The 17,240-nt window shown below is 64.8% G+C and carries 15 protein-coding genes and 1 tRNA gene; 7 read left to right on the top strand and 9 right to left on the bottom strand.

Going from position 1 to position 17,240, the window contains the following annotated elements:
• Positions 1 to 155 precede the first annotated feature (155 nt).
• Positions 156 to 2,387 (top strand): ATP-binding protein, encoded by a 2,232-nt coding sequence (locus ABIB95_RS29205; RefSeq protein WP_354244419.1) that lies wholly within the window; start codon positions 156 to 158, stop codon positions 2,385 to 2,387.
• Positions 2,388 to 2,389: 2 nt separating this feature from the next.
• Here ABIB95_RS29205 and ABIB95_RS29210 read toward each other — a convergent pair whose 3' ends face one another.
• From ABIB95_RS29210 to ABIB95_RS29240, 7 genes are all read right to left on the bottom strand, one after another.
• Positions 2,390 to 2,833: a hypothetical protein gene (locus ABIB95_RS29210; RefSeq protein WP_028159430.1), complete on the bottom strand. Its 444-nt coding sequence runs from the start codon at positions 2,831 to 2,833 to the stop codon at positions 2,390 to 2,392.
• Between the two features lie 2 nt (positions 2,834 to 2,835).
• Entirely contained in the window at positions 2,836 to 3,204 is a 369-nt protein-coding gene (locus ABIB95_RS29215; protein ID WP_354244421.1) for a YybH family protein, read from the bottom strand.
• Positions 3,205 to 3,284: 80 nt separating this feature from the next.
• Positions 3,285 to 3,752, bottom strand: coding sequence for a MarR family winged helix-turn-helix transcriptional regulator (locus tag ABIB95_RS29220; RefSeq protein WP_028159428.1), 468 nt, complete (start codon positions 3,750 to 3,752; stop codon positions 3,285 to 3,287).
• Between the two features lie 13 nt (positions 3,753 to 3,765).
• Positions 3,766 to 5,376 carry an acyl-CoA synthetase gene (locus tag ABIB95_RS29225; protein ID WP_354244424.1) on the bottom strand — a complete coding sequence of 537 codons (1,611 nt, stop codon included), beginning with the start codon at positions 5,374 to 5,376 and terminating at the stop codon, positions 3,766 to 3,768.
• Between the two features lie 124 nt (positions 5,377 to 5,500).
• Entirely contained in the window at positions 5,501 to 6,643 is a 1,143-nt protein-coding gene (locus ABIB95_RS29230) for an epoxide hydrolase family protein (protein WP_354244427.1), read from the bottom strand.
• A 228-nt stretch (positions 6,644 to 6,871) separates the two neighbouring features.
• A complete protein-coding gene (locus tag ABIB95_RS29235) occupies positions 6,872 to 7,327 on the bottom strand; it encodes a GatB/YqeY domain-containing protein (protein WP_354244430.1) in 456 nt (151 codons plus the stop codon).
• A 33-nt stretch (positions 7,328 to 7,360) separates the two neighbouring features.
• A complete protein-coding gene (locus tag ABIB95_RS29240) occupies positions 7,361 to 8,089 on the bottom strand; it encodes an alpha/beta fold hydrolase (RefSeq protein WP_354244433.1) in 729 nt (242 codons plus the stop codon).
• A 146-nt stretch (positions 8,090 to 8,235) separates the two neighbouring features.
• Between ABIB95_RS29240 and carA the strand changes: the two genes are divergently transcribed.
• Positions 8,236 to 9,426: a glutamine-hydrolyzing carbamoyl-phosphate synthase small subunit gene (carA, locus tag ABIB95_RS29245; RefSeq protein WP_354121146.1), complete on the top strand. Its 1,191-nt coding sequence runs from the start codon at positions 8,236 to 8,238 to the stop codon at positions 9,424 to 9,426.
• A gap of 155 nt (positions 9,427 to 9,581) precedes the next feature.
• Positions 9,582 to 10,109 (top strand): cupin domain-containing protein, encoded by a 528-nt coding sequence (locus ABIB95_RS29250; RefSeq protein WP_354244437.1) that lies wholly within the window; start codon positions 9,582 to 9,584, stop codon positions 10,107 to 10,109.
• Between the two features lie 116 nt (positions 10,110 to 10,225).
• On the opposite strand, the gene ABIB95_RS29255 is transcribed toward ABIB95_RS29250, so the two are convergent.
• Positions 10,226 to 10,750 carry a Dps family protein gene (locus ABIB95_RS29255; protein WP_063985503.1) on the bottom strand — a complete coding sequence of 175 codons (525 nt, stop codon included), beginning with the start codon at positions 10,748 to 10,750 and terminating at the stop codon, positions 10,226 to 10,228.
• Positions 10,751 to 10,865: 115 nt separating this feature from the next.
• On the opposite strand from ABIB95_RS29255, the gene ABIB95_RS29260 reads away from it, so the two are divergent.
• Together ABIB95_RS29260 and ABIB95_RS29265 are read left to right on the top strand one after the other, a co-directional pair.
• Positions 10,866 to 11,567: a class I SAM-dependent methyltransferase gene (locus ABIB95_RS29260; RefSeq protein WP_085400422.1), complete on the top strand. Its 702-nt coding sequence runs from the start codon at positions 10,866 to 10,868 to the stop codon at positions 11,565 to 11,567.
• 54 nt (positions 11,568 to 11,621) lie between these two features.
• Positions 11,622 to 11,697, top strand: a tRNA-OTHER gene (locus ABIB95_RS29265).
• A 136-nt stretch (positions 11,698 to 11,833) separates the two neighbouring features.
• On the opposite strand, the gene ABIB95_RS29270 is transcribed toward ABIB95_RS29265, so the two are convergent.
• On the bottom strand, positions 11,834 to 12,205 hold the full coding sequence (locus tag ABIB95_RS29270) for an ArsR/SmtB family transcription factor (protein WP_354244441.1): 372 nt from the start codon (positions 12,203 to 12,205) through the stop codon (positions 11,834 to 11,836).
• Between the two features lie 112 nt (positions 12,206 to 12,317).
• On the opposite strand from ABIB95_RS29270, the gene ABIB95_RS29275 reads away from it, so the two are divergent.
• Together ABIB95_RS29275 and carB are read left to right on the top strand one after the other, a co-directional pair.
• Positions 12,318 to 13,487 carry an MFS transporter gene (locus tag ABIB95_RS29275; RefSeq protein WP_354244444.1) on the top strand — a complete coding sequence of 390 codons (1,170 nt, stop codon included), beginning with the start codon at positions 12,318 to 12,320 and terminating at the stop codon, positions 13,485 to 13,487.
• A gap of 144 nt (positions 13,488 to 13,631) precedes the next feature.
• A complete protein-coding gene (carB, locus tag ABIB95_RS29280; RefSeq protein WP_038942752.1) occupies positions 13,632 to 17,096 on the top strand; it encodes a carbamoyl-phosphate synthase large subunit in 3,465 nt (1,154 codons plus the stop codon).
• Positions 17,097 to 17,240: the final 144 nt, after the last annotated feature.

Consider the following 17,240-nt stretch of genomic DNA (forward strand, 5'->3'; position numbering starts at 1 on the left):
CGAACTTTCCGGGGGACTCATTAGTGACGTGCGCGGCCGAAATTTTCCCCGCGGGGGCTTTTTCGGCGCGATGCCTATGGACTGAGCGGAGGGTGGTGCCGCAGATTGCATCTTCGAACCAGCACGCGCGACGACCAAATTGGACCGCCCGACCGATGAGCTTGCGTACCCGGCTACTGATACTCGTCATTGCGGCCATGCTGGTGCCGGCCATCCTCGTCGGCTTACGTTTCGTGCAAAATCGCAGCAGCGAAATCAACGCGGCCCTAGCCAATCTGACCGCGACAGCCGACGACATTGCGAGCGACCTGGACGAGAAGATCCAGGGCACCGCCCAGCTTCACTATGGTCTCGCCCGTGCACGCGACCTCGACACGCGCGACAAGGCGGCGTGCTCGGCGTTCCTGTCGGAAGTGCGCGAGGAATACCCACAGTTCACCGGGATATTGACCATCGATCCCGACGGTAGCCTGTTCTGCGATTCGCTGCGGACCAACCGCACCCTCGACCTCCGGGATCGCGCCTATTTCAAGCAGGCCCTGGTGTCGCGCGGCGTCGCGCTCGAGCCGGTATTCGGCCGGCTGACCGGCCTATCGGTGCTCCAGATCGCCTATCCGGTGCGATCGGAGACGGGCGCCTTGAAGCTGATCCTGCTCGCCTCCTTCAACCTGCGCAAATTCGCGGAGTTTCACGACAAGCGGCTGCTCGGCCAGAAGGAGATCCTGCTCCTCGACAGCAAGGGAACGGTTCTGGTCGCCCCCTCCCGCGGAGGATGGACCGAGCCGGTCGGCACGTCGATCGCGGGATCCGACCTGCTCCGCTTCGCCGCAATGCCCGACCGGAAGGTGTATCAGGAGGTGACCGATCGCGACGGCCGGACGCAGGTCTGGGCTGTCGCCGCGCGCTCGCCTTCGACCCGCGATGCCGGCCTCTACATCATGGTCGGACGGTCCAAGGACGGACTGGTCGCCGCGGCGAATCGCCGGCTCTACGAGGATGTGGCGATACTCGCGGTGGCCTCGCTGCTGCTGCTCGCGGCCGTCTGGATCCTTGCGACCGTGAGCGTCGGGCGCCAGGTCGGACGTCTCGCCACCATGGCGAAGAAACTTGGGCTCGGAGATCTCAGCGCGCGAATTCCGCCTCCCCACCCGGGCGGCGAGCTGGGCGGATTGATGACCCTGCTCAACGACACCGCCGAGTCGCTCGAGCAGCAACGCGCCGCCATCGCCGACCTCAGCCACAAGCTCAGCCAATCCCAGAAGATGGAAGCCATGGGCCAGCTCACCGGCGGCGTGGCGCACGATTTCAACAACCTCTTGACCGTCATTCTCGGCAACTCCGAGCATCTTGCCGACAGGCTGGCCGGCAACAAGGAATTGCACCGGATCGCCAACGACATCGCGACCGCCGCCGAGCGCGGCTCCGACCTGACGCGGAGCCTGCTCGCCTTCGCGCGCAAGCAGCCCCTGAGGCCGCGAGACATCGACATCGCCGTGAAGATTCACGAGATGGAGCAGCTGTTGCGCCGGCCCCTGGGCGAGCACATCGAATGCACCTTCGCGCTCGAACCGGATGTGTGGCTGACCAGCGTCGATCCCGGCGAGCTGACAACTGCGCTGCTCAATCTCGTGCTCAACGCGCGCGACGTCATGCCGCTCGGCGGCAAGCTGACGATCGAGGCGCGCAACACCTCGCTCGGTGAATCCGACCTGGACGTCAATGGCGAGCCGCGGCCGGGCGACTACGTCATGGTGGCCGTGACCGACACCGGCAGCGGCATGACCGCCGAGGTGGCGAGCCGGGCGTTCGAGCCGTTCTTCACCACCAAGGAGGTCGGCAAGGGCACCGGTCTCGGCCTGAGCATGGTCTACGGCTTTGTGCGGCAATCCGGCGGCGTTGTGCAGATGCAGTCCGAACCGGGACAAGGCAGCGTCGTCAGGCTGTTCTTTCCCCGCCTTGCAACGCCACCGAACGAGCAGCCGTCACCCGCGGAACGGATCGTCGCCCCCGACGGAAGCGAGACCATTCTCGTCGTCGAGGACGACGACATGGTTCGGGCCTATGTCGAGAGCGAGCTGAAGACCCTCGGCTATCGCGTCATCGCGGCGTCGAACGGTCCCGCGGCTCTCGAACTGTTGCGCCGCCCCGGCGACATCGACCTGCTCCTCACCGACGTCGTGATGCCCGGCGGCATGTTCGGGCCGGAGCTCGCCAGGCAAGCGACCGGCTTGCGGCCCGGGCTCAAGGTGCTCTTCACCTCGGGCTACACCCAAAATCCCGTCAAGACGCCCGACGGGGTCGGCGACGCCCGCATCCTGACAAAACCGTTCCGGCGGAAGGATCTTGCCGCGATGCTGCGGTCCGCCCTGTCCGCGTCGCCGCGCTGAAATCAGGAAGAGAACGCCAGCCGGAGCGCTACGCCGAGATTGGCTACGAACAGAGCCGCGTCGATGACGAAGATCCTGAGCATCGGACCTTTCAGCACGGGCCAGTAGGCCACCCCGACGCGCCCTCCGCGCATCAGGACCGGAAGGTTATAGGCGAACTGGCTGAAGTGGCAGGCGGCAAAGAACAGGAACAGCGCGAGCTGCGCCTCGATCGGCTGGAAGAAAGCCGGACGAGCGGCCAAAAGATAGAACGACAAAAGCCCGATCGGCAGATTCATCCCGCCCAGGAACGCCACGCTGGCCGCCAGGGTCGGCGCGATCGGATTGCTGCGCTCTTCGCGCGGCAAGAGTATCTTCAGCGTGTTGCCCTGGGCGACGCTGAACTGGATGAAGGCGCCGCCGAACCAGAGTGTGTTGAGGAGCAGGACGAAATCCGAAAGGTGCATGATCATTTTCCGTAGAAGGCTTCGCTGCGCACCACACGGCCCGCATCGTCGAAATCCATGAACTCGCTGGCGCGCGTGTCGCCGAGCTGCCACCACACCGTCAGGCGCGCGATCGCCTCGTCCCAGCTCCAGCTCAGGATCTTCAGGTCGGCGCTTTCGATGTGGCCATAAGCCTCGCGCCAATAAGCGCGGATGTTCTCGGCGCCGGTGACGACCGGAGAACCGGTCAATGATAGTGCCAGAGGGCTGCGCATCTGCGCATCGTCGGCGAAATGCGCGACGACCGCGTCGATATCGACCCGGCGCCAGCTCGCGCACCATGCCGCGACGAAGCGCTCGGCGGCTGCGCGATCCTTTTTCCGTCCGCTCATGGCGGAGCCCTCCCCTGGCTCGTTGCCGGGAAAGTGGCAAAGCTCGCGCCTCATGTCAACTATATTGACTTGAGGAATCGTCAGTTGTTGTCGGCGATCGCCCCCATGACGGCCATCCATGCCGCCGCACCCGACGCCCCGGCACGGTCGAACGCTTCGCGCAGCACCTTGCGCTCGTGGTCCGATGCTTTTTGCTCGATACGTCGCCCGGCCTCCGTCAGGCGCAGCAGCTTGGAGCGATGCTGCTCGGGCGCCCGCTTCGACGTCAGGAGCTTGCGCTCCAGCAGCAGGTTGAGCGGCCGGTTCAGGGCCTGCTTGGAGATGCCGAGGATCTCGATCAGCGAGCCGATCGCGATATCGGGACGGCGCGCCACCACGTAGAGGATGCGGTGGTGTGGACGCGACAGGCCCTGCTTCGCAAGATATTCGTCGGCCTCCAGCGTCATCCCGCGCCAGCCGTAATACATCAGCTCCAGCGCCGCATCGAGATCGTGCAGCTTCGGAAGTGAGGCGCGGTGAAGCCCCGCAGCTTGAGACGTCTTTGCCATTGTCTGAAAGAGCCTAACCCCGCGCCCGCAGCTCGCGCCGCAGCACCTTGCCCGTAGCCGTCATCGGCAGCGTCTCCGCGAACTCGACGAAGCGCGGATATTCGTGCGCGGCGAGTTGCACCTTCACGAACTCCTGGATCTCGCGCGCGAGCGTGTCGCTTGCCGCGAAGCCGGGACGCAGCACGATCCAGGCCTTGATCGATTCGGTGCGGATCGGATCGGGGATGCCGACCACCGCCGCCATCGCCACCGACGGATGCTTCATCAGCGTGTGCTCGATCTCGGACGGGCCGACGCGATAGCCGGCGGTGGTGATCACGTCGTCCTCGCGGCTGACATACCAGAAATAGCCGTCCTCATCCCGGGTACCGAGATCGCCGGTCAGCAGGAATTCGCCGGCATATTTCTTCGCCGTCGCGTCTGGATTGCGCCAGTATTCGAGCATCGTGCACGGGCATGGCTGGCGCACGCCGATGATGCCGCGCTGCCCCGTGGGCAGCTCCTCGCCCTTGTCGTTGACGATGCGGACGTCGAAGCCCGGCGTCGCCTTGCCCATCGACCCCGGGCGGATCGGAAACAGGTTGGAGTTGCTGCCGATCACGAGGTTGCACTCGGTCTGGCCGAACACTTCATGCGCATCGATGCCAAACGTCTCGCGCACCCAGCCGAGCAGCTCGCCGCCGAGCGATTCACCGCCAGTGAAAATGCTGCGCAGCTTGACGCCCGGATGCTTCACGCCGGCCTGCCGCATCAGCTTCAGCGCGGTGGGCGGCAGGAAGACGTTGCGGACACCGAGGTCGGCCATCATCTGCATCGCCGCCTGCGGCTCGAACTTTCTCGCACGGTGACCGACCAGGGGGATGCCGTGATACCAGAACGCGAACAGGCCGTTGACGAGGCCGCCGATCCACGCCCAATCCGCCGGCGTCCACATCAGATCGCCGGGGCGCGGCAGGAAGTTGTGGCACATCTCGACATTCGGCAGGTGGCCGAGCACGACGCGATGCGCATGCAGCGCGCCCTTCGGATTGCCTGTCGTGCCTGACGTGTAGATGATCAGGGCGGGGTCATCGGCGGAGGTGTCGACGGTCGCAAAGTCCTCGGACGCGGTTTCGATCGCCGGCCAGAACGGTTTTGCGCCGGCGTGGACGGCGCCGCTCGTGACATAGATGTCCTGCAGATAGGGCAGCCGATCGCGGATCTTCGTGAGCTTCTCCCAGCCCGCTTCGTCAGTGATGATGGCTCTTGCTTGCGAATTCGACAGGCGGAATTCCAGCGCGTCCTCGCCGAACAGCGCGAACAGCGGGATCGAGATCAGCCCGGAGCGGAACGCGGCCATATGCGCGATCGGCAGTTCCAGCGACTGCGACAGGAACACCGCGACACGGTCGCCGCGCACGAGCCCATCGGCCTTCAGCACATTGGCGAAGCGGCGCGACATCTCCGCGACCTCGTCGAACGAGGTGCGCGTGGTTGCGCCGTTCTCGTCGACATAGAGCAGCGCGAGGCGGCCCGTGCCGTCGGCATGGCGGTCGCAGCACGCTTCCGCCATGTTGAAGCGCGCCGGGACGTCCCAGCGGAAGTTACGATAGAGCTCGTCGTAGGTTGCGGCTTCGGTCAGCATGGTCGTTTCCCGGCAGCGTCGTCACAGCCGGGCGTGTCCCGGCCATCCACGTTCTTGTTTCGACCTGAGTTTAAGCGCGTGGGAGCCCGGGACAAGCCCGGGCATGACGATGCGGAGGCATCCCCTAACGGCGCACCGTCTGGAAGAATTTCCTGACGTCGCCAACATACAGCTCCGGCTGCTCGAATGCGGCGAAATGCCCGCCCTTCTCCATCTCGCTCCAGTGCGTGATGTTGGGAAAGTTCGGCTCCATCCAGCGCCTGACCGGCGTGATGATCTCCTTCGGGAACACGGCGACGCCGGTCGGCACCTTTACGACCGGGGTCGTTCGGCGCTTTCCAAAACTCTCCCAGTAGAGCCGCGCGGAGGAGGTCGCCGTCTCCGTCGCCCAATAGAGCATGACGTTGTCGAGCAGCTCGTCCTTGTCAAAAATGTTCTCGGGATGGCCGTCGCAATCGGTCCAGGCCCAGAATTTTTCCAAAATCCAGGCCGCCTGCCCGCTCGGCGAATCCGTCAGGCCATAGCCGAGCGTCTGCGGCCGCGTCGATTGCTGCTTGGAATAGCCGGAATCGAGATCGACATAATGCTTCAGGCCGGCGAGCGCGCGCTTCTCTTCCGCCGTCGGCTCGCCCTCGACCTTCGGCGCCGCGTTGAAGGCGAGCGTGATGTGGATGCCGGCGCAGTGCTCGGCGTCCTGCGCGCCGAGCGATGTTGTCACTGCCGAGCCCCAGTCGCCGCCCTGCGCGCCGTAACGCGCGTAGCCGAGCCGATCCATCAGCTTCGCCCAGGTCGCGGCGATGCGGTCGACGCCCCAGCCGGTGGTCTTTGGCTTGGCGGAGAAGCCAAAGCCCGGCAGCGACGGACACACCACATGAAACGCATCCGCGGGATTACCGCCATGCGCGGCCGGATCGACCAGCGGCGCGATCAATTTCTGGAATTCGACGATCGACCCCGGCCAGCCATGGGTGATGATCAGCGGCAGCGCCGACGGCTCCCTCGAGCGCGCATGCAGGAAGTGGATGTCGAGCCCGTCGATCTCGGTGATGAACTGGTCGAAGCGGTTGAGCTTTGCCTCGCGGGCGCGCCAGTCATAGCCATTGGCCCAGTAGGCGCAGATCTCCTGGATCCATTTCAGCGGCGCGCCCTGGCTCCAGTCGTCGACCAGCTCCGCCTCCGGCCAGCGCGTGCGGGCGAGGCGCGATTTGAGGTCGGTGAGAATGTCGTCGCTGATGGCGATGCGAAACGGTTTGATGGCGCCGGTCATCGGTTGCCCCCGATTTGTCTATCGGGAGAGAGTAGACCGAACTGACGCGGCATCAAAGGTGCCCATCCTCCCCTGGAGGGGGAGGATCGGTTTGCATGGAGCAAAGCGACATGCGAACCGAGGTGGGGTGACAGTCGCTCCACACAAGCGGTACCCGAGTGGAGAGATCACCCCACCCCGCTCGCGCTACGCGCGATCGACCCTCCCCCTCCAGGGGAGGGTAAGAGCTCAGCCCGTCAGCGCGGCCTTCACCAGGCCACTGGCCCTGCCGAAATCCATCTGGCCGGCGTACTTCGCGCGCAACACCGCGATCACCTTGCCCATGTCCTTCATGCCGGCAGCGCCCGTCTCCGCGATCGCATCCGCGATCGCCTTCTTCACCTCGTCGTCCGACATCTGCTTCGGCAGGTAGGCCGAGATCACCGCGATTTCCTCGCGCTCTTGGGCAGCGAGCTCGGCGCGGCCGCCCTTGTCGTAAAGCTCGACCGACTCCTGGCGCTGCTTGATCATCTTCTGGAAGACGCCGAGCAGGTCGGCATCCGACAGCGGCGGCTTGCCGTTGCCGCGCGCCTCGATGTCGGCGTTCTTGATGGTCGAGTTGACCATGCGCAGGGTGGACAGCTTGCGCTCCTCCTTGGCCTTCATGGCCTCCTTGACCGCGTTGTTGATGTCGTCGCGCAGCATGATCGTGATCCCTTCGAATATCCGACGCCTGATCTAGGCCGTTCGCGGCCCTGAGACAACCGGTGCTCCCATCCATTCGACCAGCGCCCGCGTCGTCGCCTCGGGCTGCTCCGGCTGCGGCAGGTGCCCGCAACGCTCGAGGATCACCAGTCTCGCGCCCGCTATGCCCTCCGCCATCTCCTTGGAGAACGCGTTCGGAATCGTGTTGTCCTGATCGCCCGTCAGCACCAGCGTCGGGCATTTGATCGTCGCCAGCGTCGGCCGTGAATCCACCCGCGCAATGATCGCGGTCTGCTGCCGCAGATAGCCTTCGACGCCGACGTCCTCGCCCTGCTCATGCACGAGCTTTCGAATGCCGGCATCGTCGCGGCGCGAGGGATGCACCAGCTCCGGAAACATCTCCTCGCGCGCCGCGCTCAGCTCGCCGCGCCTCGCCCGTTCCATCAGGCCGCGGCGGCGCGCGGTCGCTTCCGGTGTATCGGGCCGGGCCTGGGTGTTGATCAGCGCGAGCTTCAAAACCCGCTCGGGCGCCTGGCGCATGATCTCGAGCGCGATATAGCCGCCCATGGAGTGGCCGGCGAGCGCGAAGCGCGGCGGGGCCTCGCTCAGCACGCGCCGGGCGATCGCCGCCATGCTGTCGTCGCGGATATGATTGGCAATCATCACCGGGCCGAACCGCCAGAGTGCCGGGACCACCGGGGCGTAGATCCGGGCCGAGGAGGCCAATCCCGGAACCAGCAGAAGCGGGGTGGTCTGGTCCATTATTGCCTCGCAAGCCCGGGAAATTGGCGGAAATTATTCTGCCAAGCTTAAGTGCCTGAGGAGACCTGTCAAATATGCAAAAACGCATGTGAATCGGCGCTCGTCCGCTTTGACGGCGGCGCCGGCCCGGACTATGAACCGGGCTCATGACACAACATGACAACGATACCGCCTGGCCGGACCATAAACCGACCGCGCTCCTCGTGCTCGCCGATGGCACGGTGCTCGAAGGCTTCGGTCTCGGCGCCGAAGGCCATGCCGTCGGTGAAGTCTGCTTCAACACCGCGATGACCGGCTATGAGGAGATCCTCACCGATCCCTCCTATGCCGGCCAGCTCATCACCTTCACCTTCCCGCATATCGGCAATGTCGGTACCAACGAGGAAGACATCGAGACGGTGAACATGGCCGCGACGCCCGGCGCGCGCGGCGTGATCCTGCGCACCGCGATCACCGATCCCTCGAACTACCGCGCCACCAAGCATCTCGACGCCTGGCTCAAGGCCCGCGGCATCATCGGCCTGTCCGGCATCGACACCCGCGCATTGACCGCGCTGATCCGCAGCAAGGGCATGCCCAACGCCGTGATCGCGCATTCCAAGAACGGCGAGTTCGACCTGCATGGCATGAAGGAAGAAGCGCGCGAATGGCCGGGCCTCGAGGGCATGGACCTCGTGCCGATGGTCACCTCGGGCCAGCGCTTCACCTGGGACGAGACGCCCTGGCTGTGGGACAAGGGTTTTGGCCGCCAGGACAAGCCCGAGTTCAACGTCGTCGCCATCGACTACGGCATCAAGCGCAACATCCTGCGCCTGCTCGCCGGCGTCGGCTGCAAGGTGACGGTGGTGCCGGCGACGACCTCATCGGAAGACATTCTGGCGATGAAGCCGGACGGCGTGTTCCTGTCCAACGGCCCCGGCGATCCGGCCGCGACGGGCAAATACGCGGTGCCGGTGATCCGGGACGTGATCAAGTCGGGCACACCGACCTTCGGCATCTGCCTCGGTCACCAGATGCTCGGCCTTGCCGTCGGCGCCAAGACCAAGAAGATGCATCAGGGCCATCACGGCGCCAATCATCCCGTGAAGGACGAGACCACCGGCAAGGTCGAGATCACCTCGATGAACCATGGTTTTGCGGTGGACGAGGCGACGCTGCCGAAGGGCGCGACGCAGACCCACATCTCGCTGTTCGACGGATCCAATTGCGGCATCCAGCTCGACGGCAAGCCGGTGTTCTCGGTGCAGTACCACCCCGAGGCCTCTCCGGGCCCGCGCGACTCGCACTATCTGTTCCAGCGCTTCGCGGACCTGATGCGGCAGAAGAAGAGCGCGTAACGCTGGCCCTCCTGCAGTTGCCTTGACGACATCGAGCCCGGGCCTTGACCCGGGCTCTTGTCATTCCGGGCTCGACGCTGCGGTTCGCCTGGACGCAAGGAACGTCGTCTCACGCCCCTCGTTGATTCCTGCTACGCTCACGCAGGAGCCCTGCCATGTCCGCTGTCTGCGACAATGCCGAGCCACTCGCCATCGTGTTCGAAGATGACGGGCTCGTGCCGAACAACATCCTTCCCTTCCTGGTCTATCAGGGTGCGGTGAAGCTCGATTCCAGGCGTCCCGAGGAGACCATCGAAAACCTGTTCGAAGCGAACAACTGGGGCGGCACGTGGCGCAACGGCGTCTACGACTATCTGCACTATCACGCGACGGTGCATGAGGTGCTCGGCGTCGCGCGTGGCAGTGCCCGCGTGCGCTTCGGCGGCGATCATGGCCAGGAGCTGGAGATCAAGGCAGGCGACGTCGCGATCCTTCCGGCCGGCACGGGGCATCAGTGCATCAGCGCGAGCAGTGATTTCTGCATCATCGGCGCCTATCCGCCGGGATCGAAGATGGTGGTGACGCGGGCAACTCCGGAGAACCACGCCAGGGCACTGAAGACGATTCCCGAGGTCGCGCTGCCGCCGGCCGATCCGGTGACGGGCAAGAACGGGGCGTTGATGAGGCTGTGGAGCCGGCCATAAGCGCGACGCCGTAAGGTGGGCAAAGCGGAGCGTGCCCACCAATCAGTTCAAGCCGCAAGGATGGATGGTGGGCACGGCGCGCAAGAAGCGCGCCTTTGCCCACCTTACGCAATTCCTTACGCCTCGTTGCCGCCTTCCTGGCGGGTGGCCTCGAACAGGAACCAGGTCCGGCGCTCGGTCTCGTCGATGAAGTTTTCGAGGATGCTGGCGCTGGCGACATCCCCAGCGTCGTCGCAGACCTCGTGTGCCTTACGCATCGCGCTCGCGACGTGCTTGTTGTCCTGCATCAGCTCGCGCAGCATCTCGCGTGGCGGGACGTAGTCCTCGTTGTTGTCCTTGATGGTCTGGAGCTTGGCGACCTGGCCGATCGACTTCAGCGTGGTGCCGCCGATCTTGCGGACACGTTCGGCGAGCTGGTCGGTGGTGGCGAAGATCTGGTCGGACTGCTCGTCGAGCAGCAGATGATAGTCGCGGAAATGCCGGCCGCTGATGTGCCAGTGGAAATTCTTGGTCTTCAGATAGAGCGCGAAAGCATCGGCCAGAAGCACGTTGAGCGCCTCAGAGACCTTCTTGACCCCATCGGGCGACAGATCGGTGGGGGTATCGAGATCGGGCGAGACCTTGGTGGGGGCTTTGCTCACGGGGAACCTTCCTGTTAGGACGCGGACATTGACGGCGCGCCGTCGCACCCCTAACGCAAGGCGGGCAGCGCCGGTTCCTTGACAGGAACCGTTTGGCCGGGACCTACGAAATACCATGGACGATTGGATCGATTATTACGACTCCACGCATACGATCTATGTCAGCAAGCTGCATCGCGACTTGCACTTCCAGATCATCGCGCGGGACATCATCGGCTACATCTCATCGCCCGAGGCGACCGTGCTCGACTATGCCTGCGGCGAGGCGCTGTCGGCGAGCCAGGTCGCCGCGGCCTGCGGCAAGCTGATTCTCGCCGAGCCCGCCCCCGGCGTGCGTGGCCGGCTGATCGCGCGATTTGCCCCGAACACCAAGATCCGCGTCCGCTCCCTCGACGACGTCCGCAAAATGCAGGACCAGTCGATCGACCTCGCGGTGATGAACTCGGTCGCGCAATACATGACGCCGGACGAGCTCGATGCCGCGCTTGTGAACATCCGGCGATTGCTGACCCCGTCCGGCAAGCTCGTGCTCGGAGATATCTTGCAGCCCAATGTCGGCATGTTCAGGGATGTGATGGCGCTGCTCAGCTTCGGCCTGCGTCACGGCTTCCTGAAGGACGCGCTGATCGGGCTGATCAGCACCGCGCTGTCAGATTACCGTCATCTGCGCACGCGCATCGGGCTTCAGCGCTATGGCGAGGACGAGATCGTCGCCAAGCTGACCGCGGCGGGCTTCTCTGTCCAGCGCGCCCACACCAATATCGGCCATAATCGCTGGCGCATGACCTTCATCGCGCGGCCGCCTCTGGTCCGTTAAGCATAATGACTGCCCGAGGTGGCTTGTCACACGCCGATAGGTAAAGATCGTCGCGGCCCGGTGGCGGAAGCGTCTACGCGAGGGCGGTGCAACGCTCTTCATCCTGGTTCAAATCCAGGCCGGGTCTCCACGCTTCGCCCCTGCGGGGCTACGCGTGGCGCAGCCACGCAAGGCCCGAAGGGGCGCAGCGTGTCCGGCGTAGCTGTAGCGAAGCGAAAGCGAAGACGGACGGGATCTCAGCTGTCTGCGCGCAACCCTCTCAAACTTCAATCCATTTCAACCGTTTCGCACTCCGATAGGAGCTGCAGCCGGTCGGCATCCTTGGCTGCGGAGCTGAGGACAGCATCGAGCAGCCCCGGAAAGCGCGCGTCCAGATCTTCGCGGCGGAGCCGCATGAAGCGGTTGGTGCCCGCCACGCGCGTCAGCATCAGGCCGCATTCGCGCAGCTTGGCGAAGTGGTAGGCGAGGTTGGATTTGCCGGAAAGGCCGCTGAAGTCGCCACAGCAGAGTTCGCTGCTGACACGTTCCTGCCGGGCGAGCTGATAGACGATGGCCAACCGGATCGGATCGCTCAGGCAATCCAGAACCATCGGCAGCTCGATCTGCTCGCGGGTGGGATGAAGGGGCGTGCGGCTCATGGTTCGGAATCATAGCAAACTGGGCGCGATGTTCAATAGTTCTTGAACCAATTGACATCTTAGCCTTTGCATTCAATAGTTCAACAAACGTTGAACATAGGGATATTGTCCAATGAGCGTGTTCTGGCTGGCTCTCGCGGCCTTCGCGATTGGTACCGAAGGCTTTGTCATTGCAGGGCTTTTGCCGTCGATCGCCGCCGATCTTTCGATTTCCGTCCCGGCCGCCGGCCAATTGGTCACCGCCTACGCCCTCACCTATGCGGTGGGTTCGCCCATTCTGGCGGTGACGCTGAACAATATCGACCGCCGCACCGTGCTGGCCCTGGCGCTGACGACCTTCATCGCCGGAAATCTCGTCGCGACGGTGGCTTCCAGCTACGCCCTGCTGCTCGCCTCCCGCATGCTGATGGCGCTGGGCTCCGGACTGTGCATGCCGACGGCACTCGCCGTATCGGTGGCCGTCGCCGCGCCCGAACGGCGCGGCCGCGCGGTGGCGCTGGTCACCTCGGGCCTCACGGTTGCGACCGTCATCGGCGTCCCGCTCGGCAATCTCGTCGGCAGCCTGCTCGGCTGGCGCGCGACTTTTGCCATGGTGGCCCTGATCGGCGCGGTTGCGCTTGCCGGCCTGCTGCTTGGCTTGCCCCGCGGCCTGCCGCGCAACACCGCCTCGCTCAGCGAACGGCTGGCGGTGGCGCGTCACAGCAATGTCGTGATCGCGCTTCTGATCACGATCTTATGGGCGGTCGGCGGCTTCACCGTGTTCACCTATTTCGCGGTCCCGTTGCACGGCCTCGGCTTCGACGCCGCGCAGATCAGCCTCGCGCTGCTGGTGTTCGGCGGCGCCGCCGCCATCGGGAACATGATGGGCGGTGTCCTGGCCGACCGGCTCGGGACGCTCGCCACCGCGGGCCTCGGGCTCGCCGGCATGGCGAGCGCCCTGATCCTGCATTCGCTGGTCCTGAAGTTGATGCCTGGACAGGCGCATTATGCGGTGCTGGGCGCGATCTTCCTCTGGGGCATCTCGGGCTGGGCGTTCTATCCGGCCCAGGTCGCTAGCATCATCCGGATCGAGCCGCAGGCCTCGATGATCGCACTCTCGCTCAACGCCTCCGCCATGTATCTCGGCTTTGCCATCGGCGGGGCCCTGGGTGGCGCGGTGCTGGCCACCCTCTCGCCGACCGACCTTGGCTGGATCGGCGGATCGAGCGTTGCGGCCTCGCTGCTGGTGCATCTCGCCCGTGGCTGGCAGGCACGGCCAAAACCCGTCAAAATTGCCGGTTGATGGGCGTTTTTCGGGGTTTCGCCGCCCCGAAAACTGGTCTAAGACCCACCCGCGCGCGAGGGGAGACCCCGCGCTCTCGGCTCAAGGGGACGCGCGGCAAGCGCGCCCTTTTTTTGTGCCCAAATTCCACTTCGGCGAGAGTTGATGCCCAAACGTACAGACATCACCACCATCCTGATCATCGGCGCCGGTCCCATCGTGATCGGCCAGGCCTGCGAGTTCGACTATTCGGGCACGCAAGCGGTGAAGACGTTGAAGGAAGAGGGCTATCGCATCGTCCTCGTCAATTCCAACCCGGCCACCATCATGACCGACCCGGAATTGGCCGACGCCACCTATATCGAGCCGATCACGCCCGAGATCGTCGCCAAGATCATCGAGAAGGAACGTCACGTCATTCCCGGCGGCTTCGCGCTGCTGCCGACCATGGGCGGACAGACCGCGCTGAACTGCGCGCTGTCGCTGCGCCGGCAGGGCACGCTGGAAAAGTTCGACGTCGAGATGATCGGCGCGACCGCGGATGCGATCGACAAGGCGGAAGACCGTCAGCTGTTCCGCGAGGCCATGACCAAGATCGGGCTTGAGACGCCAAAGTCGCGGCTCGCCAATGCGTCCGAGTTGAAGAAGTCCTTCCGCGACAAGCACCGGGCCGAACGCGAGAAGCTGTCGGGTGCCGCCCTCGAGGAACACGAACGGCAATGGGTGCTCGGCGAAAGCGACCGCCGCAAGCGCTACCAGGAATATGCGCTCGGCCAGGCGCTGATGGCGCTGTCCGAGATCGGCCTGCCCGCGATCATCCGTCCCTCCTTCACGATGGGCGGCACCGGCGGCGGCATCGCCTACAACAAGGAAGAATTCCTCGACATCATCGAGCGCGGCCTCGATGCGTCTCCGACCAACGAAGTGCTGATCGAAGAATCCGTGCTCGGTTGGAAGGAGTACGAGATGGAGGTCGTGCGCGACAAGAAAGACAATTGCATCATCGTCTGCTCGATCGAGAACCTCGATCCGATGGGCGTGCACACGGGCGACTCCATCACGGTCGCGCCGGCGCTGACGCTGACCGACAAGGAATACCAGATCATGCGCGACGCTTCGCTGGCGGTGCTGCGCGAGATCGGCGTCGAGACCGGCGGCTCCAACGTGCAGTTCGGCGTCAATCCCGAAGACGGCCGCATGGTCGTGATCGAGATGAACCCGCGCGTGTCGCGGTCGTCCGCACTGGCCTCCAAGGCCACCGGCTTTCCGATCGCAAAGGTCGCCGCCAAGCTCGCGGTCGGCTACACGCTGGACGAAATCGCCAACGACATCACCGGCGGCGCGACGCCGGCCTCATTCGAGCCGACTATCGACTACGTCGTCACCAAGATTCCGCGCTTCGCCTTCGAGAAATTCCCCGGCGCTTCCACCACGCTGACCACATCAATGAAGTCGGTCGGCGAAGTGATGGCGATCGGCCGTACCTTCCAGGAGAGCCTGCAGAAGGCGCTGCGCGGACTCGAGACCGGCCTGACCGGGCTCGACGAGATCGAGATCGAGGGGCTAGGCCAGCACGACGACAAGAACGCGATCCGCGCCGCGCTCGGCACGCCGACGCCGAACCGGCTGCTCCAGGTCGCCCAGGCCATGCGGCTCGGCTGGTCGAACGAGGACATCTTCAACTCCTGCAAGATCGATCCGTGGTTCCTCAGCGAGATGCGCGGCATCGTCGACATGGAGGAGAAGGTCCGGAAGAACGGCCTGCCGGGCAACGCCTTCGGCATGCGCACGCTCAAGGCCATGGGCTTCTCCGATGCGCGGCTCGCTGTGCTCGCCGAGACGACGGAAGCTGACGTGACGGCGAAGCGCCACGCGCTCGGTGTCCGCCCTGTCTACAAGCGCATCGACACCTGCGCGGCCGAGTTCGCGTCGCCGACCGCCTACATGTATTCGACCTATGAGGCGCTGTTTGCGGGCGCGCCCGCGGACGAGAGCTCGCCGTCGGACAAGAAGAAGGTCATCATTCTCGGCGGCGGGCCCAATCGTATCGGCCAGGGCATCGAGTTCGACTATTGCTGCTGTCACGCCTGCTTCGCACTGCATGACGCTGGCTACGAATCCATCATGGTCAACTGCAACCCCGAGACGGTGTCGACCGACTACGACACCGCCGACCGGCTCTATTTCGAGCCGCTCACCGCCGAGGACGTGCTGGAGATCATCGCGAAGGAACGCACCAACGGCACGCTGCACGGCGTGATCGTGCAGTTCGGCGGCCAGACCCCGCTGAAGCTGGCGCGCGCGCTGGAAGCTGCCGAAGTGCCGATCCTCGGCACCTCGCCCGACGCCATCGACCTTGCCGAAGACCGCGATCGCTTCAAGCGCGTGCTCGACAAGCTCCGGCTGAAGCAGCCGAAGAACGGCATCGCCTATTCGGTCGAGCAGGCGCGCCTGGTCGCAACCGATCTCGGCCTGCCGCTGGTGGTGCGCCCGTCCTACGTGCTCGGCGGCCGCGCGATGCAGATCATCCGCGAGGAGAACCAGCTCAGCGACTATTTGCTCGGCACGCTGCCGGAGCTGGTGCCGGCCGACGTCAAGGCACGCTACCCGAACGACAAGACCGGGCAGATCAACACCGTGCTCGGCAAGAACCCGCTGCTGTTCGACCGCTATCTCTCAGATGCAACGGAGATCGACGTCGACTGCCTCTGCGACGGCAAGGACACCTTCATCGTCGGCATCATGGAGCACATCGAGGAAGCCGGCATCCATTCCGGCGACAGCGCCTGCTCGCTGCCGCCGCACTCGCTCGATGCCAGGATGATCGAGGAGCTGGAGCGGCAGACGCGTGAGCTGGCGCTCGGCCTCGACGTCGTCGGCCTGATGAATGTGCAGTACGCGATCAAGGACGGCGAGATCTACGTGCTCGAAGTCAACCCGCGCGCCTCGCGCACGGTGCCCTTCGTCGCCAAGGTGGTCGGCACGCCGGTCGCCAAGATCGCAGCGCGCATCATGGCCGGCGAGAAGCTCGCCGACTTCAAGCTGAAGAAGGCGGACTTCAAGCATGTCGGCGTGAAGGAATCGGTGTTTCCGTTCGCCCGCTTCCCCGGCGTCGACACGGTGCTCGGCCCCGAGATGCGCTCGACCGGCGAGGTCATGGGCATCGACAGCTCCTTCGCGATAGCCTTTGCCAAGAGTCAGCTCGGCGGCGGCACGCGGGTGCCGCGCAAGGGCACGGTGTTCGTCTCGGTTCGCGAGAGCGACAAGACGCGCATCGCCGAGGCCGTTCGCGAATTGCATTCGCTCGGCTTCAAGGTGCTGGCGACATCGGGCACGGCGCGCTTCCTGACCGATCAGGGCATCCCGACCGAGAGGGTCAACAAGGTGCTTGAGGGACGGCCGCACATCGTCGATGCCATCACCAATGGCGACGTCCAGCTCGTCCTCAACACCACCGAAGGCCCGCAGGCGCTCGCCGACAGCCGCTCGCTGCGGCGCGCGGCCCTCTTGCATAAAGTGCCGTATTACACCACTCTTTCCGGGGCCGTGGCGGCCGCGCAGGGCATCCGCGCCTATCTGGGCGGGGACCTTGAGGTTCGTACCCTGCAGAGCTACTTTTCGGAAACCTGATCGCTAGCAACGGCGACGCTTCCGCTAAGTGACTGGCAATGAAGCCACAATGGCCGGAGGAACTGTCCGGCCGTTGTGGTTGTTCTGTTCCGGCGCCAGACCCACATAACCGTTCCGGTGGCCGTATGTTCAGCCCCGGAAGTA

It is taken from the genome of Bradyrhizobium sp. LA2.1, assembly GCF_040547725.1.
GTDB classification, from domain to species: domain Bacteria; phylum Pseudomonadota; class Alphaproteobacteria; order Rhizobiales; family Xanthobacteraceae; genus Bradyrhizobium; species Bradyrhizobium barranii.